The following is a 21,513-nucleotide window of genomic DNA, read 5'->3' on the forward strand; positions in this document are numbered from 1 at the left end:
CCACTGAGCACGTTTGCGAGAAGACAGCGAGCCTAGAGCAACAGGGCCAATCAATATCACTTAATTACAATATCATACACATCCAGTAGAGACAGAACATCTGGTAAAGAAAACACTGTCTTTTTCAATTTATTTCCATCTGGATGGATGGAATAATTTGAGGCATATGAAAAATCAGTATATTCCAAATTGGTATTTACAAATCGGCTTCCAGTAAAGTCTGAATATCTGCAATTTGATTTCGATAGATTAGTCTCAGCAAAATCAGCCTCTTTAACCATACAGTTAGTCATTTCTGTTTTTCGTAGGTCTACACCTATAAAGCTACAATAATTGAGCAAACACTGTCTAAATTTTATATTTAAGGGAATCCCGGTATCAGCCCACTGAATTCCAGTTAACTTTGATTCTTCAAAAGTGACACCAGCAAAGACACTATGCTTTATCAAAATTGAGCTTAAATCACAGTTTTTAAAGCTACAATTTTCAAATCTACAGGCAAAAAAGATGACTTTGGAAAATTTGCAATTGATAAATGTGCAGTCACTAAACTCAACCTCAGTTAACTTGGTGTTTTGCTGTAACTCTATTTCTGAGAATATTTCATCTGCAATGAGATCTATATTCAATATATCGGTTTCATTTTTATTCATTTTGCTTTTCATCAATCTTATCTATTTTCAGCTTCTAACTGTTGGGGGATCTGATGCAGCCCCCAACAAAACACGCCCACCTCAACACCTTTCCCGTTTGCCTATTTTGGGCCAGGAAATCCGCCCCCACACACCTAGAGAACTGCGTTGTGCCCAGCAGCCTCTTTGAACCATTTCGCACTCAGTTTTGGCGTACGTTTTTGAGTTTTAAAATTTACGTGCACCAGTCCGAAACGCGTACCAAAACCTCCGCTCCATTCCAAATTATCAAATGCGCTCCAGACAAAGTTGCCCTTTATGGGTACGCCCTCAGCGCTTGCTCTCTGTAGCTGTCCCATAGCGTTGCGCAGGTACATGACGCGATCGGTATCGTAGATATTGCCGTCGGCAGATATCTCGTCGCTGGCAGCACAGCCATTTTCAGTTATGTAAATCGCCTTCGGCTTCCAGATGGAGTGGGTCAGACGTGGAGCCCAATAAAGAACTTCAGGCGCGAAGGTATGCCAGGGCGAGGACATTTTTGGATGTGATACGCTCATAGGCACTTCTTTATAGCCAGATTCATCCTCAGAGGCCATAACGTACATTTTGGGGATGTAAACATTGATACCAACAAAATCTACCGGTGAGCCAATGGCTTGCAGATCTTCTTCTGTGAATTTCGGAGCGTCCTTACCTGCCTCTTGCAGGTAGGCATCACTGTATTTTCCGGTCAGCATGACGTCCAAAAAACGGGCATTGAGACGACGTGTAGCTAACTCCGCAGCTTTAACATGCTCTGGGCTGTCCATTATTGGTACCCCGCAAAACATTACCTCTGCAGGACCTACTTTAGTACCTTTTTTTCCCATTGCCCGAATGGCCTGCACCGACAGACCATGGGCCAGCACGGTATGATGGGCAACCTGGTTCAAAGCTTGATTGTCGAGCTTAAGACCCGGAGCCAGTTCAATATGCACTGGTTTACCTTGAACCACCATATCTACACCACGGTGGCCCATATCTACAATATTTTGAAATTCATTTAGAGTGAAGAAATTTTTCACCCTATCACTCAATTTTTCCGCCATATAACCCGCATATTGGGCGAAACATTCAGCTGTTTCGCGTGACTGCCATCCCCCTTTGTCCTGCAGTGCCTGTGGCAGATCCCAGTGGTAGAGTGTGGCAAAGGGTTGAATGCCAGCATTAAGTAGCTCATCGACAAGACGATTATAAAAATCCAGCCCCTTCGGATTTGCCAGCCCCGTACCGCTCGGGAAGATGCGAGACCAGGCAATGGAGAACCTGTATCCGGTTGCCCCCATCTCCTTCATTATTTGTACATCTTCCTTATATCGCTGGTAGTGGTCAATAGCGACATCACCGGTATCATTATTTTTCATCTTTCCCGGTATGTGTGCATAGGTATCCCATATTGACATGCCCTTGCCATCCACTTTAGGGGAGCCCTCAATCTGATAAGACGCTGTAGCCAGTCCCCAGCAAAAACCGTCTGGAAATTTTGCCAAGTTGGACGCTGATGTAATGAGAGCACCATCATCTTGGGTCTTTACAGACAGAGTACCTCCAGGAAGAACGGAATTAATAGGCATACACTTTCCTTCTTTGAATTGAGTAGTTAGTAATTATTGCCCTTTTCTTAGGTCTGGTTCTGCAAGACACTGTTTGCAAAGTTATTATTGCATGTCAGGGGACAGAATGCCATTTTTCATAGTGCACAGCACCTCAACACCGGACGGTGATCATCAAGTCCTGCGGTATTTCTTTTTTAAGACGCCAACCATCCTTGCCGTCAATGAATTGGAAAGTCGGGCATTATACGAGGCATGATATTGAACCGGCAAGTCAGCAAGTGACAGATCAACGGGTAACTGAACAGAGGGGTCTTCTTGATTATCTTGAGGACGGCTGGGGTCCATGGACGGAAGATCCTTAAATGGTCCAACCTCTGTTATATTTTTAAAGTTGGGCAGGAGCGGATTCTGCACGATTTGTTGAGTTGCAATCGCATATTTTCGTGAAATTTCAGCAGGAGTCCCCTTTTTTACGGCAGGGTCAACATTAACAGCGTCAATTGAGATTGTATCGTCATCAGCAAAAAAGATCTCAAAGTTTCTAAACTGCTGAGGAAAATCACGAAGCGACGACGTCTCAACCTGCCAAAATCCTCTTTCCGGTTTGGTTACATCATCCGATGTAATTGCCTTGACAGTGTTAAAATGGCGATGACCGGCTATCCACATCAAAAGATTAGGGGTGTCTCTCAGCAGATCAACAAGCTCAACAAGAGTACAGCCATTTTGTGCTTTTGTAGTGGGGTCACCCAATGGGTTATTTTTTGTTTTACCACCTGCCCACCATTCAAGTTCACTGCCAATTCCTGCAACACAGATTGGAATATGGGCAGCAATGACCATCAGCTGATCCTTCTCCTGCCCCTCTTGCAGCTCCTTTTTTAGCCACTTCCACCTCAGTGAATCGAGAAAACCATGGCCATGAATATCACGGGAGCCGTCATCTTCTCTTTGGGTGTCATCCAATACAATTATTTTAACAGGTACCTCCAACTCGGGATCGGATTTGTATTCGGGCTGGAAGCTGTAACAGGCAAAACCCTTCGGTCTTTTTTCATGAGTGAGTCCGAAAGAGTCCTTAACCCGGTTAAAGCCGTGCCCTTCAGGTAGCGAAGAGGTGGTGAAAAACTCTTCTATCCACTCCTCTCTCTTGAGAGGACGCCGCTCGACATCGGCCATAATTTTCGGTATTTTTGCCCCTTTTTCAATGGGGCCACCAGCGTAAATAATGTCTCCATTTTCTGTTGAGCCATCAATGACACCTCCCAAATACCTCTCTTTTCCATTTCCTTTCTGGAGCGTATTCGTATCAAAAAGAGCAGGGAAATTAGGTAAATAAGGATCAAGAAAGTCCGTGACAGTCCATACCTTATTGTCAGTGAATGACTCTGCAAGACCAAGCTTTGAATAATCTTCAAATATGGGGAAGGAACCGATAAGGAAATGATCATGGTTACCTAATACTTGATAAAAAGGAATATCCTTATTAAGGCCTGCTGCCTGGAAAGGTTTCTGATAGTCAACTCTCTCTTCTCCCAAATGAGCGCCTGAACTTGGTCTGATTTTCTCGCCATCGAGAATATCAATATACCACCTAAGTTCTTTATACATAGCCGTATTGCTGACATCGCCTAGCGAAATGCCAAAATCATAGCTTTTCTTTTCGTGAAGGGCATTAACTGTCTGAATAGCAGCATCGAAGACATGGGGGGTATACACCATCACCGGGGAATAGATGGATGTATTATTAGCAAGAAGAGTCCTCTTGCTGGTTGTGAATAAACTGGGTGGGCGCCTCCTTATCTGTAAGATGGATATCGGCCATGGTAAAAAAGTTGAGTAAGGAAGGTCTCTTCTCACATCTGGAGGCAGATAGCCCTCTGGCATAATATCAAGGCGGGGAACAACGGGGGAGGCCTGAACCGTAACTCCAACTCCCATAGCCTAGACTTTGGTACTCTGAAACCTTATGCAGATCTTTCACTGCCAGCCCGTCGCTCTTGCCATCCGGAGCCATGGGGGGAGGCTCCATACCTTTAGGTGGAACCTCTGCCAGATTCATATTAAAGGCAATCATCCGCTCTTGCGTCGTTTGTACGACCGTATCTATCTCATAACGTGGCAGATCAAAATCCGACCAATGAGCGTTTTTGGAAGCGCAGCCAACTAAAGGCATTGGCAGGGCCACACCAGCCAACAGGACAGTGCTATACTGTATGAATTTTCGTCTTGTTATATCCATGTCCGACCGGACTTCACCGTCGAAGCTGAGAGCCTTATCCTCTTCTTCAAGAGAAACCATATTTTTTTTGCTCATAATATTTACTCGTGGGTTAGGGGAAGACAACTAATATTTAAGCCATTCATTGACGATAATTCGCCTGAACTCATTCAGGCTACTCCTAGAGCAGCGATAACAGGAGTGAAGAGGGAGCTTATTGATTTGCGATCTGTATGTAAAGGCATCTTTTATCTTCATCACTCCTTTATTCCTTGAGTAGATTTCAATATCACCGGTTCCAGCAATAGCAGACTTGGCTATTACAGTAACAGAGCCGTCGCTTTGACTGATAATGGGTACATTAATGGCACCGATGCTTACCTTCCTAATATCATTTCAACTACCTAAGGTATTGCCCTTGATAGTTATTTTACAGCCCTCCTTACAGCATGCGCAATTAGGCGTAATAGTAAAAAGGGTTTGAGCGTTTTGCTTTCCCACCAAGGCTTTCATCTCCTGCATAGTGAACCATTAGGGACCCAGCAAGTAGGGCTGTGAACCTTTGCCGAGACAGTTTCTAGACCTCCTGAGAGGTAAGTTTCGAATCGTTTCTAAATTTTATTAGATGAGCCATCAGTTTAATTATATTCATAAAAGTCTCGCTAATGCTCGCATTTTAAGAGAAGCATTTGAAGTCGAAAAACAGCCATCCTGATTGAGTGGGCTAGATTCAGGGCTGAATTGAAGCGATCAGCCGAGCCTATCAATAAAGACCACGGCACTCGACCTGCCAACAACCACGGATATGCCCTGAGACAGGGGTGTACCTTGACAATCCCTAACTATCGTCCTACACTGTTTTCTTGTTATGGTCAATAATTAAGAGCTCTTAGTGGTACACAAGAGAGGACTGTAGCATGCCCCATACAGGGGTATTGGCCTCATCCTCTGAGGAGTGCAAGAAGGTTGAAAAGAGTATCAGCCCTGGCAGAAGCAAAAAGCGAAACAGATCAATATCGCAGGCCATATCTCAGGGCGATTAGCATACTAATAGCAGTGTATTATGGTCTACTTAGCCGAATAAAGCGGGTACCCCTGAGGGGCAGGAAAAAAGTACAGGGGCACTTGCCCGCTATGATCACAATAGATGTCCAGCATTACCCATGGCGAGCCCTGGCGGAGACGACAGGAGTCTCACCGGCTTAGTGTCATAATTCAAACCGTTACATATTGGATTTCCAATGATTCCCTAGACATTCGCAGTGCAAGAGTGATAGGCTCACATAAGTAGAGTAAGGACTTTATCTCTTTTCTCTTAAAAGGAGCTTCTGGGCCAAAAGCTCCACGTAAACGCGACCACAAGGCCTCGAATTCGTCACAATTCAAGAGTTAGATAAACCAGCGTGAACCCTTGCTCGCGAGCAGGGAATTGCTGATACGGCCGTTTCACGTTTGGCGTGAGCGTGATAGCGTAGAAGACAGATCTCATACTGCTCATAGGCTTCAGACAACATTGGAGTACGAGAGAATTGTAATTGAGCTTCGAAAAACACTCCTTCTCTCACTGGGTGATCTCTTGCTTGTTGTGCGACACTTTCTTCACCCCAAAGTTTCGCGTTCTGTACTACAGGCCAAAGAAAACCGACAGGAAACCACATTTTTGCTAAAGAACGCACCTTGACTCCAGTGACAATCTAAAAGATACCTTATGCAGGTAAAATATTGTTTACAATCAACATATCGGATAAAAAAACACTGGCTCATATCAATCCGATGGAGAAGTTGCAGGAGTACCATAAAACGACACCAACCACTGTCACAGAAATCAAACAAGCCGGGCACGCAGAATATTAAAATCTTCTGACCCATCGTGTTGCCTGTCATTTTATATAATGAAGCCACCGCCGATCCCTCGGCATAAGAATTAAAAGGATTAAAATGAAAAAAATAACCATTGCATGCATCGGTAATTACCCGCCACGGGAATGCGGGATAGCAACTTTTACCAAGAATCTTATCGATGCGGTGGAAAAAACCGGCAAGGCCGAAGGCTACGTTGTGGCCATGAACGATCTGGGCCAAAGCTATGCTTACCCTAAAAAAGTAAAATGCGTTATCCGCCAGAACCATCAACGGGATTATTTAAAAGCGGTTAAATTTATCAATTACAGCGAGGCCGATGTTTGTGTAATAGAACATGAGTTTGGCATCTTCGGCGGAAACAGCGGCATTTATATTCTTCCCTTGATCCATCGTTTGGAAATACCGCTGATTGTAACCCTGCATACAGTGCTTCAAAAGCCTTCCTATGATCAAAGGGCCATTATTCAAGGAATCGGGAAAAAAGCCGCAAAAATAGTGGTAATGAGCCGGCGAGCCGTTGATTTTTTAACCGATATCTACGATGTGCCGCGGGAAAAAGTAGTACAGATTGAACACGGGGTGCCTGATTTCGATTTTATCCAAGGGCAACAAAGTTACAAAAAGAAATTTAACCTGGAAAACAGAAAATCTTTATTAACCTTTGGTTTGTTAAGCCGAAATAAAGGCATTGAGACCGTCATTCAGGCCTTGCCGAAAGTCGTTAAAAAACATCCGGAAATCATCTATATTGTTTTAGGAAAAACGCATCCGGCGGTGTTACGCGCTTCCGACGAGGAATACAGAAATTATTTAAGACGCCTGGTGGAAAAAAACAACCTGAGAAAAAATGTTTATTTTTATAACAGTTTTGTCAGTCCCCAGGAGCTCTTTGAATATTTATCCGCCATCGATATTTATATTACCCCTTATCTAAATGAGGCCCAGATTACCAGCGGAACCCTGGCCTATGCGGTGGGGGCAGGTGCGGCCGTGATTTCAACCCCCTATTGGCATGCCCAGGAGCTTTTAGCAGATGGTCGGGGAAGACTTTTTGATTTTCACGATTCAGATGCACTGGCCGACATCCTCATTGAGCTGCTGGACAACCCCCCGGCCTTGCTTGAATTGAGAGAAAAGGCTTACACCTACGGCCGCCAGACACTTTGGTCCGCCATGGGTGAAAAATATCTTCAACTCATCTCCGATGCGGTGCAGTCCTATCCGGCAATTACCACCCAAGAACAGTCCATCGTCGATCCATTGGTGCTACCTGTTTTTAATTTAGCCCATGTCCTGCGGCTCACCGACGATACCGGAATTATCCAGCATGCAAAGTACAGTGTACCGAATCGGAAAGAGGGGTACTGCCTGGATGATGTTGCCCGAGGGCTTTTAATGGCGACCATGACCTATCGCCAGAAAAAAGACCAAGCTGCCCTGGATCTGCTGCCCATTTATCTGAGTTTTATTCATTATATGCAAAATGAGGACGGCTCATTTCGTAATTTTTTAAGCTATAACCGGAACTTCATGGATGAGGTCGGATCGGAGGATTCTTTTGGACGAGCCATATGGGCGCTGGGATATCTTATTCGTTTTTCTCCCCATGACGCCTTTTTGCAACTAGCCAAAGAACTATTCGCCAATGCGTATTCGCATTTTCAAAATTTACAAACTATTCGCGGCAATGCCGATACGATCATCGGAATCTGTCATTATCTTCATCGTTATTCCGATGATGAGGGGATGAACAAGACCCTTAAAGATATGACCTGTAAAATCGTCGCCCAATACGAAAACAAAGCAGATCCGGACTGGCAGTGGTTTGAGCCGGAATTAACCTATGACAACGGAATTATCCCCCTGGCCCTTTTGCATGCCCATGAAATAAGAGGTGATGAAAAGCTTCTAGAAGTCGCCTTAGAGACAGCGGACTTTTTGGAAACAATTATGTTTAAAGACGGTTGCCTCTCGCCGGTAGGAAACGACGGCTGGTATCAAAAAGGCGCATCATGTCCCCAATATGATCAGCAGCCCATCGATGCCATGGCCGCTGTAATGATGTTTTATCAAGCCTATGTCGTGACCGGAAACAAACGGTATATTGACCGGATGTTTGCTTCTTTTATGTGGTTTTTAGGGGAAAATGATCTGCGAATCCCATTATATGATTTTGAAACCAGCGGCTGTTGTGACGGCCTGGAAAGCCACGGTGTCAACCGGAACCAGGGGGCGGAAAGTGTGCTGGCGTATTTGCTTTCCCATCTGACCGTTCTTCAGGCCTATGAGCAGGAAGACCAGGCGGAGTAAGAGATTTCGCCCTTAAATCAATAAAATAAGGAATTGGTACATGTCAATTATCCACAGATATGAAAAAAACCCAATTTTAAGCAAAGACGATGTGCCCTATCCTGTGGCAACGGTTCATAATGCCGGGGTGACAAAGTTTAATGACAAATACATCATGATATTCCGCTCGCACTTAACCAGCGGTCGCAGTATTTTGGGGCTGGCTGTAAGCGATGATGGGTTCAGGTTCAAGGTAAGCGACAAACCCTTTATGACCCCGGCAAAAGAAGGGCTTTTCCAGATATATGAAGAATACGGCCTTGAGGATCCCCGCATCACCTGTATAGATGATGAATATCTGATCACGTACAGTGCGTATTCCAGATACGGCGTGCGCATCGCCCTGGCCAAAACAAGGGACTTTAAAACAATCCAAAGAGTTGCCTTAATTACCGAGGCGGATTATCGCAACCTCGTTATATTTCCTGAAAAAATCGACGGCATGTATGTCCGTATGGACAGACCGCATTCAGAGATCAGCCCCTGGTCCATCTGGATCTCTTATTCTCCCGATCTGAAATACTGGGGAGACGCCAAGGTAATTATGAAACCGGCGGCCTATCACTGGGATGAGATGAAAATCGGACCTGGAGCGCCTCCCATTAAAACCGATCAAGGCTGGCTGAATATCTACCACGGGGCCTTTCAGACCATGGCCGGCTGTGTCTACCGCCTGGGGGTTGCCCTGCACGACTTGGCCGATCCTTCTAAGATCAGGGGCGTCAGTGACGACTGGATTTTAGAGCCTGAAACAGAATACGAACGCATCGGGTATGTGCCCAATGTCGTTTTCACCTGCGGTGCGGTGCCTGAACCGGACGGTACGCTGAAAATTTACTGGGGAGCAGCCGATACCGTCATGTGCGCGGGTACGGCCAGCATAAAAGACCTGGTTAACCTTTGTTTACAACATCCAAGAGAGGCGGTGTAAAATGAAAATTGCAGTTTTAGCCCCGATTTGCTGGAGAACCCCACCGCGACACTACGGGCCATGGGAGCAGGTGGCATCCAATATCGCCGAAGGTCTGGTCAAGCGCGGGTGCGAGGTAACTCTTTTTGCAACGGGTGATTCCCTTACCCAGGGCAAACTTTCCTCTACCTGCCAGCGACCCTATGAAGAAGATAAGAGCCTTGATCCAAAGGTATGGGAATGTTTACATATCGCCCACATGATGGAACGCGCCGATGAATTCGACATCATCCATAACAACTATGATTTTCTCCCCCTGAGCTATTCAAGACTGATCAAAACACCGATGGTGACCACCATTCACGGTTTTTCTTCCCCCCAAATCATACCGGTTTTCAAACAGTACAATAAAAAGAATCATTATGTTTCCATCAGCAATGCCGACCGCAGCCCTGAACTAGAATATATCGCAACGGTGTATAACGGTATCGATATGGATAATTTCACATTGAAAGAATCGGTGGGTGAATATTTACTGTATTTTGGCCGGATTCATCCGGATAAAGGAACCCATGAAGCCATCCAGATTGCTAAAAAGAGCAAGATGAAGCTGATCATTTCCGGTTTTATCCAGGATCAGAACTATTATAAGGAAAAAGTAGAACCGTTTATAAATGGCGACGATATCGTTTATGTAGGCAACTCCGGCCCCGAAAAAAGAGATACATTACTCGGCAATGCATATGCCTTACTGCATCCCATCAATTTCGCCGAACCCTTTGGTTTAAGTGTGGCCGAATCGATGCTGTGCGGGACACCGGTGATCGCCTTCAATAAAGGCTCCATGCCGGAACTAATCGCTGACAAAAAGACCGGCTTTCTGGTCGACAATGTGGACGAAGCCGTTTGCACCTTAAAAGACATAAAGCACATTGACCGCAACTCCTGCCGGCGATGGGCTGAGAAAAAATTCAGTCAGGAAAAAATGATCGATAATTATATTGAGGTTTACCAAAAAATACTAGATTCTGCCCCTTGATCGTTGTGGTGGTCCGTTGCGAAAGGCTACCATTTTGGGTAACAGTCAACGGACCACCGATAGCATCCTCAACCATTTAAGAATTTAGCCAAAATACCATCCACAGACGGGGCCGTAGCCCGAGGCAGAACCGAACATCCGCACGGTAGTGCGCACCCCTATGAATAATCGCTCCACAAGAATAGACACATTGGGCACATCCCCTTCTCTTTCTTCCGCATTTGGCTCCAACAACAGCTCCCAGATCTGCCCGATGATTTTAGAGGGATCTTCCAGCTCCAGCAGTATGGCCCCTAAACAATACCTTCTCATGGGCCCCACCCCATGGGTGAGCATCAGCCACCCTTGTGCGGTTTCAATAAGAGATCCACAATAGTATGAACTGCTTCATGCTGATACCCTGCTATGCCGCAGTATAGATTTTCATCGCTTCATTTACTGTTTTTCCATCCACGGTAATGGCATAAATGGCATTGCACATCCTGATAGCCTCTTTAAGGGCCTTTTGATGAATATTTCTGCCGGTTGCATTTCCTGAAGCTCCGCTTACATGAATTTGGTCGTAAAGCCTTTCCAGAAAGCCCTCGACATCATCGCTTGAACCTCCGGCACAAACCACCTTGGTGCGACCTGCCGCCATGACAGCCTCTTTGAATATCTCTTTTGATGCACAGTCTTCCTTCTTGGGATAATTCACCTTAACAAAATCGCTGCCCAGACATGCGGCCGCACCAGTGGCGCCCGCAATCAGATGAGGATCTTTCTCATCTGCCACTGCTTTACCACGGGGATAGACCCATAAGACGGAGATCAACCCATGTTGATGCGCATGGGAAATAATCTGGGCGGCCTGATGCAGCATCTCGGGCTCATACTCGCTTCCCAAATAAACCGTATAGCCCACTGCCAAGATATTTAGCCCGCTGTTTTTACGAAAGTCCACTACCTGCTGAACATCCAGCCATTGATTGCTGAAGGGGTCGGACTGGGAGGTTTTGACAAGATTGGTTCTAGAATTCAGCTTTACCAGATAAGGGACATCCGCATAGGAACTACCATATCTGGCAATAAGGCCAAGCTGGGTCGCAAAAACACCAATATTTGCCTGACTTGCAATCCTGAAGAGATGTTCCGGATTACCGTCATCCGGGTGAATCCCTTCTCCATAAAAATCGCTATTTAAATGCTCGACTTTCTGATCGCCTGCAAATAGCATCAATCGTCCGCAATTTTGAGTTATCGCCAAATAATTGTGGATATAATTTTCTCTTTCTGCCTTTGGAACATCCAATGGCACCAAAATATCATCTTCTTTAAGATTCATAGCTGCATTCTCCTTTTGAATTCTTTCACTCCTTTTCATCGTGGAGTACAAAGTTTCAAACATCAATCTCTATCCTCGGGTCATGGTAGCCCCATATTCCAGACACTTCTGCTCAAAACAGGGCATTCCTCATTGATGAATGGCTTTTCCCCACAGTTTGGGCAAATACAGTCTCCACTCCTTTGCCGATGCACAGAACATCTACTTCGGTCATGTCAAGACCAGCAATTCCCTTGATACCGTACTCCCTGAACATCTCCGGATTGAGACACCTCCCCGGACACTCTATTTTTTAAAAAAATCCATTTTTAAACAGTTAAAATCCAGTATTTTTTTCAGTTAACTAATCCGGAAAAGGCTCGAAGAACTCTGGGGCACGGTAGCCTTATAGAACATCGCCGTATGGTCGGCACGGATGGTATAGGGGACGCCGAAGGGAACAAAAAAAGAACTGCCCTGTTGCAGATTCAGGCTTAACTCGCCGGAGGTGACGACCACATGGGCATCTCTATTAACATCCACAAGGATGAGAATTTCCGCGCTGTGGTCTGACCCATTTTGGTGAGGTTGCGCCTCTGTCACCTCGATACAGCGCAGCTCGAACTCGGTAACGGGTGTTTTGAATACCCACTCCCGACTGTCTGGAAGTCTTGTAGGATGAAGGATCTCAGGCTCAGATCCTGCAAAACTCACATTGTTGAGTAGTTCAGGGACGTCAACGTGTTTGGACGTTAGTCCGCCCCGAATCACGTTGTTGGAGCAGGCCATGATTTCCATACCCGCTCCCTCCAGATAGGTATGCAGCACCCCGGCCGGCAGGTACATGCCTTCACCCGGTTTGAGATGAACCAAATTCAGCAAATAAATGGAAAAAATTCCGCGATCCCGATGGCCTTGCTTTGAATATTCCCGGTCCGCCCGAAGGATCCAAAACTGGCGGTCATCACGAATAAAGGCCTTTTTACGGTCGGCTTCCGTCAGCCGCTTGATCATGGGTTCTAAAACAGCATCCACACGATCCTGGGAAAGATTCATCAAATGCCCATAAAACGACTTGAGACCGGCGGAGGTCGGTTTGAAATCCAGCTGCAATGACCGAAACTCCGGAATATCGGTAAGAACTTGGGCGATCTGGACCAATGGCCGAAAGCCTCGTAGGCCATAAAAATCGGTGAGAGCAACGATCAGCTCCGGTTTGTGGTTGATGTCGCGGTAGTTGCGGTGCCCGGCAGAACGCGGAATACCAGCGGCATTCTCGCGAGTAAAACCTTCACGGGCACGCGCCTTCGACGGGTGGACTTGGAGGGAAAGTGGTGCGGCAGCCGATAGAACCTTAAAGAGATAGGGCAGCTTCCCTTGAAATTTTCGAGTGACCATCGGCCCCAGGACCTCTTCGGCCGATGTTGTGATCACCTCGTTAAGGGCTACCGATCGATCCTTTACCTCAATTTCGGATGGAAGGTCGGGGTGAGCACCCATCCAGAGCTCCGCAAATGGCCGCCCTTCCGGATTTTTAACGCCCAGAAGATTGGGAATGAAACTTTTATCTCCCCAGACATAGTGCTGAATACCAGCTTGTAACGGCATAACACCCATGATGGCATCAGGTTCCTGACGATTAATTGCCTTCTTGTAAAGAAGATTTAGCATCGTTTTACGGTACTCCTTAAATTTCTCCATCAACTTGACATAATTCAATGTTTTTTTGGGCGATATCTGATTGCAAACAAGATCATACCTGTACAAAGCATCTCTCAGATTGGCACCGGAGTCAAAACGCGTTCGTTTTAAAATATCCGCATGGGCAATTAAAACGCTCTACCATACCATTAGTCTGATTGGTTTGATCAAACGATGTTTGATCTGTAAGGCATTGCAGTCTTTATCAAAAATATGTTTTCCTATCGGTTTTCTTTGGCCTGTAGTATGGAACGCGAAACTTTGGGTGAAGAGAGTGCCATACAAGGAGCAAAAGACCATCCAGTGAGAGAAGGAGTGTTTTTCGCAACTCAACTACAACTCTTTCGTACTCTTTTGGCAATGTTGTCTGAAGCTTATAAGCAGTACGAGATCTATCTTCTACGCTATCACGCTCACACCAAATGCGAACGCTTATCTCAACAATCCCAAGCTCAAGAGCAAGGGTAGGCACTGGTTTATCTAATTTTTGAATTATTGCGAATTCAAGGCCTTGTGGTCGCATTTGCCTATAGCTTATGGCACAAAAATTCCTTGTAAGAAAAAAAGAGATAAACCACTGATAAGAGTCTAGCACTCTTTCACCGCGAATGTCTAAGAATTCCTAACAATTGTGTTTTTTCCGGCAGATCATGCCATGGGTGTCGACGATTTCCACAGGAAACTGAGGACGGCTATAGGGCTTGCCGGGCGGGGATTGTCACGTTCGGTATTACTAGCGATTATCCCGAAACCGGATACGGGTGGGGGGGGGGGGACGGATATCTCGAAAGGTGCGCTTTTAATAAGACGGTTTGTTGAAAATCCGGACGAAAATGCCACAAAAAAACACGTATTTCCCTGCCCGGAAGGCCTAAGGACAATTACCGGCTATTTCCATCGACTACATCATCATAGAGAGGGGTGGTGAGCCTAGCGGCGGACTTCGGCTGAAGCTATCCTTACCCTGATAAGGGTCTAATATGTTATCCGGCAAAACCATCAACGGGATTATTTGAAGGCAGTTAAATTTATCAATTACAGTAAGGCCGATGTCTGCGTAAGAGAAGACTATATCCTGTCCCTTGAGCGCTATGGTGATCCGTTGCGAAAGGTTACCTTTGGGCAACGGACCACCGAATAACATCCTCAACCATTTAATAATTTAGCCAAAAGATCATCCACAGATACCGACGCAAAGCCCGAGGCAGAATCGGACATCCCGTACGGTATAATCAGCATATCGTTATGAATAATCGCTCCGCAGGAATAGACGACATTGGGCACATACCCTTCTCTTTCCTCCGCATTTGCCATCAACAACGGCTCCCGGAGTTGACCTATAATTTGGGAGGGATCTTCCAAATCCAGCAGTACAGCCCCCAAAGAATACCTTCTCATGGGACCCACCCCATGGGTGAGCATCAGCCACCCTTTTGCGGTTTCCATGGGAGAGCCACAATTGCCCAGTTGAATAAATTCCCAGGGATATTTAGGCTCTTGTATTTTTTGAGCATCATGCCAGACATGAATGTCATCGGAAAACATAAGGTAGTTATTCACCCCATCGTGACGGGAGATCATGGCATATTGCCCCTTAATTTTTCTCGGGAAAAAGGCCAGATTTTTATTTTGGGTATACTTACCGTGGATCGGGAATACCTGAAAATGATAAAAATCTTTTGTTTTAAGGCATTTTGGTAAAATACTATATCCGTTATACGCCGTGTAGGTTGCAAAATAGGTAATACTGCCGTCATCATCCATGAATTTGACGAATCGCGCATCTTCAATACCGTTGCGTTCATGGGCCGAGACAGGAAAAATAACGCGTTCCGAGATAGCAGTATCCAGTGAAAAACTGATTTCATAATGAGAACTGGCCAGCCAGTTTATCGAATCGATCACCATTCTTTTACTATAGCTTAGCTCTATGTTTTCGATGCTTGCGGCAATACTTTCCTGCAATTCACGATAGATGAATTTATCTCCCAGTTTATCCATAATCGATTCGATGATATTTTTGTGAATATCCATCTCGTGCAATTTTTGCAAAAATTGTTCTTTATCATATACATGGCGTTTTAAGGCTTCCGGCAAATCAACGAATTGCCCGGCCGAGGCGAAGACCAATTCATTATTTCGGGTAATGACACCGCTTCTGAATACGATGGATGAGATATGCCCCTCCCCGATCGCCCGAAAACTGACAATAACGCGTTTTTGTCCTTCTTCCAGGTTACCCTGATCGGGATCTGCGACGATGGAAGGATTAAAGAAGGCGGCCGCCTCAATCGCGTATTCCGATGTAAAGTAGGAACCAATCAGTAATTTTCTTTCTAATGACAAGGAATCCGGAGAAACATGAAAATTCGGCTCCAGAACGTCGTACAGTCTATCGTAATTGTCCTCAAAAATTTTTGAGATATTGCGGTGCCGTTTTGAAAAATCCTTCAGTACCTGATTGAACGCCAAATCCACTTCCTGCTTAGATAAATCCAATACTCGCTTAATTATCGTGTTCGCCCTGTCTTTGTGGCCGGGCATATAAAATCTGGCAATGACCCTTGTGGGGTCTGGATAAAATTTTTTCGGCAATCTATTTACGGTTAGTGTCATTATTACCTCTTTTGGTGATTGATTATAATCGTTCGCCATGGATTTCCACAAAACTGTATGGGCCTTTCTTATTATAAATTGGAATTTTTTGAGAATCAACAAGCAATTATCCAAAAAACAACTGGCAAAATCAGCAAGAAGGGGCTCGTCATGCTGCTGCCTCCCTCCCCATGGTTAGTACCAAAGGACATGGTAGAGGAGGTGGGCTGTCGAGTGGTAACCATAGGGGAGGAGGCAAAGACAACGACCATGCAAGCCGTACAGATAGTTCAGAACCTTCGGATAACCAAGGTCACAAAGGCAACGGAGTCAACCTACTAAAAATTATTCTGAAAGACGGCGAACTTTTCTCTTTAAAAGATGTTCGTACAAGAAGTTGAGTTGGATCGTCTCAATATATCCAGAGCGGCGGACAAGGTTCTAGATCGTCCTCTTTAAAAGGCTCTAAGTAACCTCATTGGCCTCCCCAACATCACCCATGCAGACCTTAACGCGCTGACTGAAGAAGAACTTAAAGAGCTGGAAGCTATTTCGACAAAGGGAGGAAGAACTACTCGAACCGTTTTGTACGCAAGAGCACTCCTATTGCTTGATGCTGGTGAGTACAGACCAAAATGGATTGGAGCAAATATTGCAGAAGTGCTTGGGGCGACAACTCGTGGTCTACGAATATCTGAAAAAACGGTTTGTTGAACAGGGAATTTCAATTGCTCTTGAGCACAAGAAACGACTAAACCCACCCAGGGAAATTCAATTTGGCGGATAAGTTGAAGCTCATCTATTGATACTTAAGTACCTAAGACTCCAGAAGTAGGGAGCGGCAGTGTCTCGCAGGTCGCATTGCCTGTTGATCTGCTGAGAGACAGGATTGCTGCCTGGAGTATCGATCGAAATAATCGGCAAACAAAAGTTGACTGGCATTATCCTGTACTAGGCACCAAGCAGGCGGACAATGTCCTGCCTGCTCTTCTCTATATGCTCCAATACCTTGCGCGGCCCTGCCGAAAAGCCATGACGAGCCAGGGCCTGCCAGTCACAGAGACGTTGTTCCTCTCCCTGACAGCCCGCCTCCCCTCTGAGCAGATAACAGTGAAACTGGACCCGGTACTTGGTATAGGCATGCTTCACCGTCACCATGGGTTCTAGCACTCTGTTTTCCGACGGGAGTAAGCCAAGAAGACGGGTAATTCCCACCTCCACTGCCTCCTCCTCCTGAAGATCCGTATGAGGAAACTCCCACAGGCCCTGCCAGAGGGTGGGATGCCGACTCGGCTGAATAAGCAGGCGCCCCTCAGATACCTGAAATATGGCCACCCGCCTTATATGAATAAGCTTTTGCTTAGGTAGCGGCACCGGTCTGAGCTGAACGGTCTGCCGGGCAAAGGCCAGGCACATTTCCTGGATAGGACAGAGGGTACAACGAGGAGCCCGAGGCAAACAGACCAATCCTCCCAAATCCATAAGGGCCTGATTCCAATGACGGGCCCTACCAGAGGGCAAACAGTCGCAGGCCACCTTCTCAATGGCACGCGCCACCTGAGTCTCCCTTACCGGCCTATCAATATCGAACAGACGGGAGAAGATACGGGCAACATTTGCATCAATGGTGGGAATATCAATATTGCAGGCAACAGAACCGATAGCCGCGGCAGTGTAGGGACCAATCCCCGGCAGAGAGCGAAGCAGATCAATATCGCAGGGCAATTCTCCTGCAAATTCCTCAACTATTTTCTTGGCGGCCCTGTGCAGGTTACGGGCCCGGGCATAATAGCCCAAGCCCTCCCACATTTTAAAGATCTCCTGCTCATCCGCCTCGGCGACCGCCTCCACCTGCGGGAAACGCTCTATCCAGCGATTAAAGTAGGACACCCCCCGATCCATCTGGGTCTGCTGTAGCATAATCTCTGAAATCCACACATGATAGGGATCATAGGTCTGACGCCAGGGAAGGAATCGATCCTGCAACCTAAACCAGGTAAGAAGCTGAGACTGAAATCTATCCAGATCAGCCCCAAGAGAATAGTCCGTCATAAAATCAAATACCTAAATAGCGGCCCAGGGCAACAAGACCCATACCGACGATAACAGTAAGACAAAGACTTTTGGTCTTTATAGCCACAGGAAAGGCGATAAGAGAGGACCAAAAGAAGAGATTACTAAAGGAGAGGTCAATCGACTTTTCCGGACAGAGCAGGGCCGGCACCAACATGGCGGCAAGAATTGCCGGCGGCACAAGACGGAGCCAAGAGACAAAAAGAGGGGGGAGACTTCGCCCACTGAGAAAAATAATGGGCAGGCAACGGGGAATATAGGTCACCACTGCCATACCCAAAATGGTTAAGAAGATTTCTGTTTGATCCACTGCTCAACACCCAAGCCAATAGTTGCGGAAATAACGCTTGCCACAATCACATATAATTGTTCAAGCCCCAAGAGATACAATGTTGTTGCCACAATACCGGCAATTATAGCCGTAAGCAGGCGAATAAAATCAAGACACTGCCCCACAAGTAGACCTATAAACATGGCTGAAAGGGCATAATCAAGGCCCAGCGGTCTGATATCGTCAATCAAGCCGGCAGCAAGAATACCAAGAACACCCCCAAAGACCCAAGCAGACTGAGCCGTCACATTCAAAGAAAGGGCCTCAAGGGTACAAGTCTCAAGGGAGGCGGCCTTAGTTGAGTGCAGGGCAAAGGTCTCATCGGTCAGTTCAAAGGCAAAAAATGCCTGAGTGGACCTCTTCCAGCGGGAGAGAAAGGGGGCAAGGGAGGCGGCCATCAAGAGATGACGCAGATTAACTATAAAGGTTGTTAAAATAATGGCCGCAGGGCCAGCGCCCGCGGCAAAAAGGCCTACTGCAATAAACTGGGCTGAACCTGCAAAGAGAAGCAGGGACATGGCAAAGGTGTTCATCTCTGAAATACCACTCTTACCCGCCAGGACGCCGTAGGCAAAACCAATGGGGACATAACCAAGCACAACGGGCATGGCCCGTTGTGCTCCTGTTATGATCGCTTTATACTTCGCAGATCTCACAAATAAACCTTATGACTACATGCGTTTGAAAAGTTCAAGGGTTCTCTCTCGGGTCATGATGTTTTTCCAATCAGATCCAAGGCAGTTCTCCCAGAGAGGCACAAGATTAAGGGCGGTGGTAACCATCAGGTCAAGGGAGGCATCGTCCATTCCCTTGGTGAGATTACGGGGCAGGGAAATCTCGTGTTTATCCATCATCTGCCTGAACTCTTTCACCCCTGCAGGGTAAATTTCATCGAGATAATCAAAGGTAATACAACAGCCGATACCATGATGGGTGCCCAACACATAGGAGAGTCCATAGGAGAGGGCATGGCAGGCGCCAACCTGACTATAGGCAATACTCATACCACCAAAATAGGAAGCCATCATCAGCTTATCACCCTGTGCTGAATCATTCTCGCCGAGGAAGACTTCACGACAGAGATCAATGGATTTTTCCCCATAGGACTTACTGAACTGATTAATGAAGGTTCCATTAAGAGATTCCACATCATGAATATAACAGTCCATACCGGTATAAAACCACTGCTCCTTAGGCACTCCGGCAAGAAGATCCGGATCAAGCATGATCTGATCAAAGAGGGTGTAGTCAGAGTTGATACCGAGCTTTTTATCCGGTCCTGTCAGGATAGCAGTTCGGGAAATTTCCGCACCGGTTCCGGCGATGGTTGGTACGGCAACGTGATAAACAGCACGGTTCTGAATAATATCCCAACCCTGATAATCCGCAGAGGAGCCAGGATTATTAAGCATAAGAGATACTGCCTTGGCAATATCCAGGGTAGAACCACCACCAAGACCAATGATACCATCCGGGGTAACATCGCTATAGGCTCTGATCTGGGCAACAAGGGCATCGATATAGGTGGTCTTCGGCTCATCGGCAACGTTCACCCGCAAGAGAAGGTCTTTTCCTTCCATGGGCAAACGGCCTTCAAGTGGTTTGTCGGTGAAAACATCATCGATGACAAAAACCATATAACCGCCATCGGTCACACGCTTCTCCTTAAGCACATCACCAAGTTGATTCAAAGAACCACGGCCAAATATAATCCTGGGAACAATTGCAAAATTTCTATACATTTATAACCTCATTATTAATGGATCACGATACAATGCTACATTGTAGCATCAACGGATAATTTTTTACTGCGCCTAGACAAACTCTGTGAGAAGTCAGCTAGTTTGCAAGTATATTTTTGCACTCAAAAACAAATCTTCGCCTATACTCTATAACCATATATACAGAAAAAGCTAAATTATTTAAGAGAAAAATCAACCAACATGGGATTATGATCAGAACTTTTTGCAGGGAGGACCTTAGAGGCAAGAACAGTCAGGCCACGACTGTAGACATGGTCTAAATTACGGCCAAAAACCGAAATGCGCTTATCATCGCTGAATATTACCGGTGCAAGGTCAAGGTCTGCGGCAAAGGCATCGACCACCTCCTGTCTCCTCTCGGACCAGGTATTAAAATCTCCAGCAACAACAATGGGGCCACTGTGATGAACAAGTACCTGATAAATTTTTTCCAACTGACGAGAGTAGCCCTCCACCCCCAGACTGAAATTCACCAGATGGAGATTAACAAAGAGCAGATCTTGCTCCCCGTTCAACGAATAACGACTCAGCAACGCTGTCTTAGGCAAACCGATAATGGATTCTTCCTCACGGAGCAGGCAACTCTCCTGCGGAGAGGCCTGAGAGGCAGTGACAACCCCTGAATCTGCCCCCTCATAGGAAAAGGCCTGGGCCTGCTGCCATGCCATATCCCTCTCTGTTAAACTTCCAGCCAGTTCACTGGTCAAGGCCCCCTCCTGCAGGGCGACGAGGTCGGCATCACCGGCAAAGGTAGCTAGCTCTTTTTCCCAACCCGGCTTCTGTTCTTTATATATATTCCAGACAAGCAGACGGAAGGAGTCTCCAGACAGATCACCAACATTTTTCTCTGAGCTGCGGGCTGAAAAACTCCCTGCAACACAGGACTGAACCTCTGGGTGAACTATTGTCTGGGGCAGGGCAATGGCACCGGTATAGACGGCAAGCAAAAGACAAAAAGAGAGCACTATTGAGCCGCTAAGACATATTTTTTTCAAGAAAACTCCTCCTGGTAGAGGGCAGACAAAAACGGCCCCTTTTTTCCCAACTCACAATCGTTCCCTACTACGCATTAAAACCGCAGCTCTCTCACCACGAAAAGCGCACAAACACAACGAGGTAAAACAATAAGCACGAT

16 protein-coding genes and 2 pseudogenes are annotated in these 21,513 nt (G+C 46.2%); 5 read left to right on the forward strand and 13 right to left on the reverse strand.

Annotation, left to right across the window (positions count from 1 at the left end):
• Window positions 1–56: 56 nt before the first annotated feature.
• The 4 genes from DP_RS12385 to DP_RS17610 all read right to left on the reverse strand — a co-directional run bounded on the left by DP_RS12385 (window position 57) and on the right by DP_RS17610 (window position 4,547).
• Window positions 57–653 carry a pentapeptide repeat-containing protein gene (locus tag DP_RS12385; protein WP_162096660.1) on the reverse strand — a complete coding sequence of 199 codons (597 nt, stop codon included), beginning with the start codon at window positions 651–653 and terminating at the stop codon, window positions 57–59.
• A 134-nt stretch (window positions 654–787) separates the two neighbouring features.
• Window positions 788–2,248, reverse strand: coding sequence for a GH1 family beta-glucosidase (locus DP_RS12390; protein ID WP_011189689.1), 1,461 nt, complete (start codon window positions 2,246–2,248; stop codon window positions 788–790).
• A 153-nt stretch (window positions 2,249–2,401) separates the two neighbouring features.
• Entirely contained in the window at window positions 2,402–4,171 is a 1,770-nt protein-coding gene (locus DP_RS12395; protein WP_011189690.1) for a TIGR03768 family metallophosphoesterase, read from the reverse strand.
• Window positions 4,122–4,547, reverse strand: coding sequence for a hypothetical protein (locus DP_RS17610; RefSeq protein WP_083818988.1), 426 nt, complete (start codon window positions 4,545–4,547; stop codon window positions 4,122–4,124). The genes DP_RS12395 and DP_RS17610 overlap by 50 nt, the downstream gene beginning before the upstream one ends.
• Before the next feature lie 1,314 nt (window positions 4,548–5,861).
• Here DP_RS17610 and DP_RS19380 point away from each other — a divergent pair.
• From DP_RS19380 to DP_RS12410, 4 genes and pseudogenes are all read left to right on the forward strand, one after another.
• Window positions 5,862–6,078, forward strand: a pseudogene (locus tag DP_RS19380) (IS481 family transposase); the annotation flags it as partial.
• Between the two features lie 311 nt (window positions 6,079–6,389).
• Window positions 6,390–8,624, forward strand: coding sequence for a glycosyltransferase family 4 protein (locus DP_RS12400; RefSeq protein WP_011189694.1), 2,235 nt, complete (start codon window positions 6,390–6,392; stop codon window positions 8,622–8,624).
• Window positions 8,625–8,664: 40 nt separating this feature from the next.
• Window positions 8,665–9,594: a glycoside hydrolase family 130 protein gene (locus DP_RS12405; protein ID WP_011189695.1), complete on the forward strand. Its 930-nt coding sequence runs from the start codon at window positions 8,665–8,667 to the stop codon at window positions 9,592–9,594.
• Window position 9,595: 1 nt separating this feature from the next.
• On the forward strand, window positions 9,596–10,612 hold the full coding sequence (locus DP_RS12410) for a glycosyltransferase family 4 protein (protein ID WP_011189696.1): 1,017 nt from the start codon (window positions 9,596–9,598) through the stop codon (window positions 10,610–10,612).
• 154 nt (window positions 10,613–10,766) lie between these two features.
• Here DP_RS12410 and DP_RS12415 read toward each other — a convergent pair.
• The 4 genes and pseudogenes from DP_RS12415 to DP_RS12445 all read right to left on the reverse strand — a co-directional run.
• Window positions 10,767–10,984, reverse strand: a pseudogene (locus DP_RS12415) (glycoside hydrolase family 130 protein); the annotation flags it as partial.
• A gap of 31 nt (window positions 10,985–11,015) precedes the next feature.
• Window positions 11,016–11,936, reverse strand: coding sequence for a beta/alpha barrel domain-containing protein (locus DP_RS12420; protein ID WP_041277980.1), 921 nt, complete (start codon window positions 11,934–11,936; stop codon window positions 11,016–11,018).
• 339 nt (window positions 11,937–12,275) lie between these two features.
• Complete coding sequence (gene manA / locus DP_RS12430; RefSeq protein ID WP_049785103.1) at window positions 12,276–13,586, reverse strand: mannose-6-phosphate isomerase, class I; 1,311 nt, start codon at window positions 13,584–13,586, stop codon at window positions 12,276–12,278.
• Between the two features lie 1,176 nt (window positions 13,587–14,762).
• Entirely contained in the window at window positions 14,763–16,232 is a 1,470-nt protein-coding gene (locus DP_RS12445; RefSeq protein ID WP_041277983.1) for a glycoside hydrolase family 130 protein, read from the reverse strand.
• A 150-nt stretch (window positions 16,233–16,382) separates the two neighbouring features.
• Between DP_RS12445 and DP_RS18035 the strand changes: the two genes are divergently transcribed.
• The gene (locus tag DP_RS18035) at window positions 16,383–16,553 is read left to right on the forward strand and encodes a hypothetical protein (RefSeq protein ID WP_156792299.1); all 171 of its coding nucleotides are present in this window, start codon (window positions 16,383–16,385) and stop codon (window positions 16,551–16,553) included.
• 609 nt (window positions 16,554–17,162) lie between these two features.
• On the opposite strand, the gene mutY is transcribed toward DP_RS18035, so the two are convergent.
• The 5 genes from mutY to DP_RS12480 all read right to left on the reverse strand — a co-directional run bounded on the left by mutY (window position 17,163) and on the right by DP_RS12480 (window position 21,373).
• Window positions 17,163–18,263 carry an A/G-specific adenine glycosylase gene (gene mutY, locus DP_RS12460; RefSeq protein ID WP_011189704.1) on the reverse strand — a complete coding sequence of 367 codons (1,101 nt, stop codon included), beginning with the start codon at window positions 18,261–18,263 and terminating at the stop codon, window positions 17,163–17,165.
• 4 nt (window positions 18,264–18,267) lie between these two features.
• A complete protein-coding gene (locus DP_RS12465) occupies window positions 18,268–18,594 on the reverse strand; it encodes an AzlD domain-containing protein (protein WP_011189705.1) in 327 nt (108 codons plus the stop codon).
• Window positions 18,570–19,271, reverse strand: a complete 702-nt coding sequence (locus tag DP_RS12470; protein ID WP_011189706.1) for an AzlC family ABC transporter permease — start codon at window positions 19,269–19,271, stop codon at window positions 18,570–18,572. Before DP_RS12470 ends, DP_RS12465 begins: the two co-directional genes overlap by 25 nt.
• A 15-nt stretch (window positions 19,272–19,286) precedes the next feature.
• A complete protein-coding gene (locus DP_RS12475) occupies window positions 19,287–20,357 on the reverse strand; it encodes an iron-containing alcohol dehydrogenase family protein (protein ID WP_011189707.1) in 1,071 nt (356 codons plus the stop codon).
• Between the two features lie 176 nt (window positions 20,358–20,533).
• Entirely contained in the window at window positions 20,534–21,373 is an 840-nt protein-coding gene (locus DP_RS12480; RefSeq protein ID WP_011189708.1) for an endonuclease/exonuclease/phosphatase family protein, read from the reverse strand.
• Between the last annotated feature and the right edge of the window lie 140 nt (window positions 21,374–21,513).

The organism is Desulfotalea psychrophila LSv54 (genome assembly GCF_000025945.1).
Taxonomy (GTDB): domain Bacteria; phylum Desulfobacterota; class Desulfobulbia; order Desulfobulbales; family Desulfocapsaceae; genus Desulfotalea; species Desulfotalea psychrophila.

Excerpts from the sequence above, each read along its gene's own strand:
- DP_RS12385 (WP_162096660.1), bottom strand. The coding sequence starts at position 653 with ATGAATAAAAATGAAACCGATATATTGAATATAGATCTCATTGCAGAT.
- DP_RS12390 (WP_011189689.1), bottom strand. The coding sequence starts at position 2,248 with ATGCCTATTAATTCCGTTCTTCCTGGAGGTACTCTGTCTGTAAAGACC.
- DP_RS12395 (WP_011189690.1), bottom strand. The coding sequence starts at position 4,171 with ATGGGAGTTGGAGTTACGGTTCAGGCCTCCCCCGTTGTTCCCCGCCTT.
- DP_RS17610 (WP_083818988.1), bottom strand. The coding sequence starts at position 4,547 with ATGAGCAAAAAAAATATGGTTTCTCTTGAAGAAGAGGATAAGGCTCTC.
- DP_RS12400 (WP_011189694.1), top strand. The coding sequence starts at position 6,390 with ATGAAAAAAATAACCATTGCATGCATCGGTAATTACCCGCCACGGGAA.
- DP_RS12405 (WP_011189695.1), top strand. The coding sequence starts at position 8,665 with ATGTCAATTATCCACAGATATGAAAAAAACCCAATTTTAAGCAAAGAC.
- DP_RS12410 (WP_011189696.1), top strand. The coding sequence starts at position 9,596 with ATGAAAATTGCAGTTTTAGCCCCGATTTGCTGGAGAACCCCACCGCGA.
- DP_RS12420 (WP_041277980.1), bottom strand. The coding sequence starts at position 11,936 with ATGAATCTTAAAGAAGATGATATTTTGGTGCCATTGGATGTTCCAAAG.
- manA (WP_049785103.1), bottom strand. The coding sequence starts at position 13,586 with ATGCTAAATCTTCTTTACAAGAAGGCAATTAATCGTCAGGAACCTGAT.
- DP_RS12445 (WP_041277983.1), bottom strand. The coding sequence starts at position 16,232 with ATGACACTAACCGTAAATAGATTGCCGAAAAAATTTTATCCAGACCCC.
- DP_RS18035 (WP_156792299.1), top strand. The coding sequence starts at position 16,383 with ATGCTGCTGCCTCCCTCCCCATGGTTAGTACCAAAGGACATGGTAGAG.
- mutY (WP_011189704.1), bottom strand. The coding sequence starts at position 18,263 with ATGACGGACTATTCTCTTGGGGCTGATCTGGATAGATTTCAGTCTCAG.
- DP_RS12475 (WP_011189707.1), bottom strand. The coding sequence starts at position 20,357 with ATGTATAGAAATTTTGCAATTGTTCCCAGGATTATATTTGGCCGTGGT.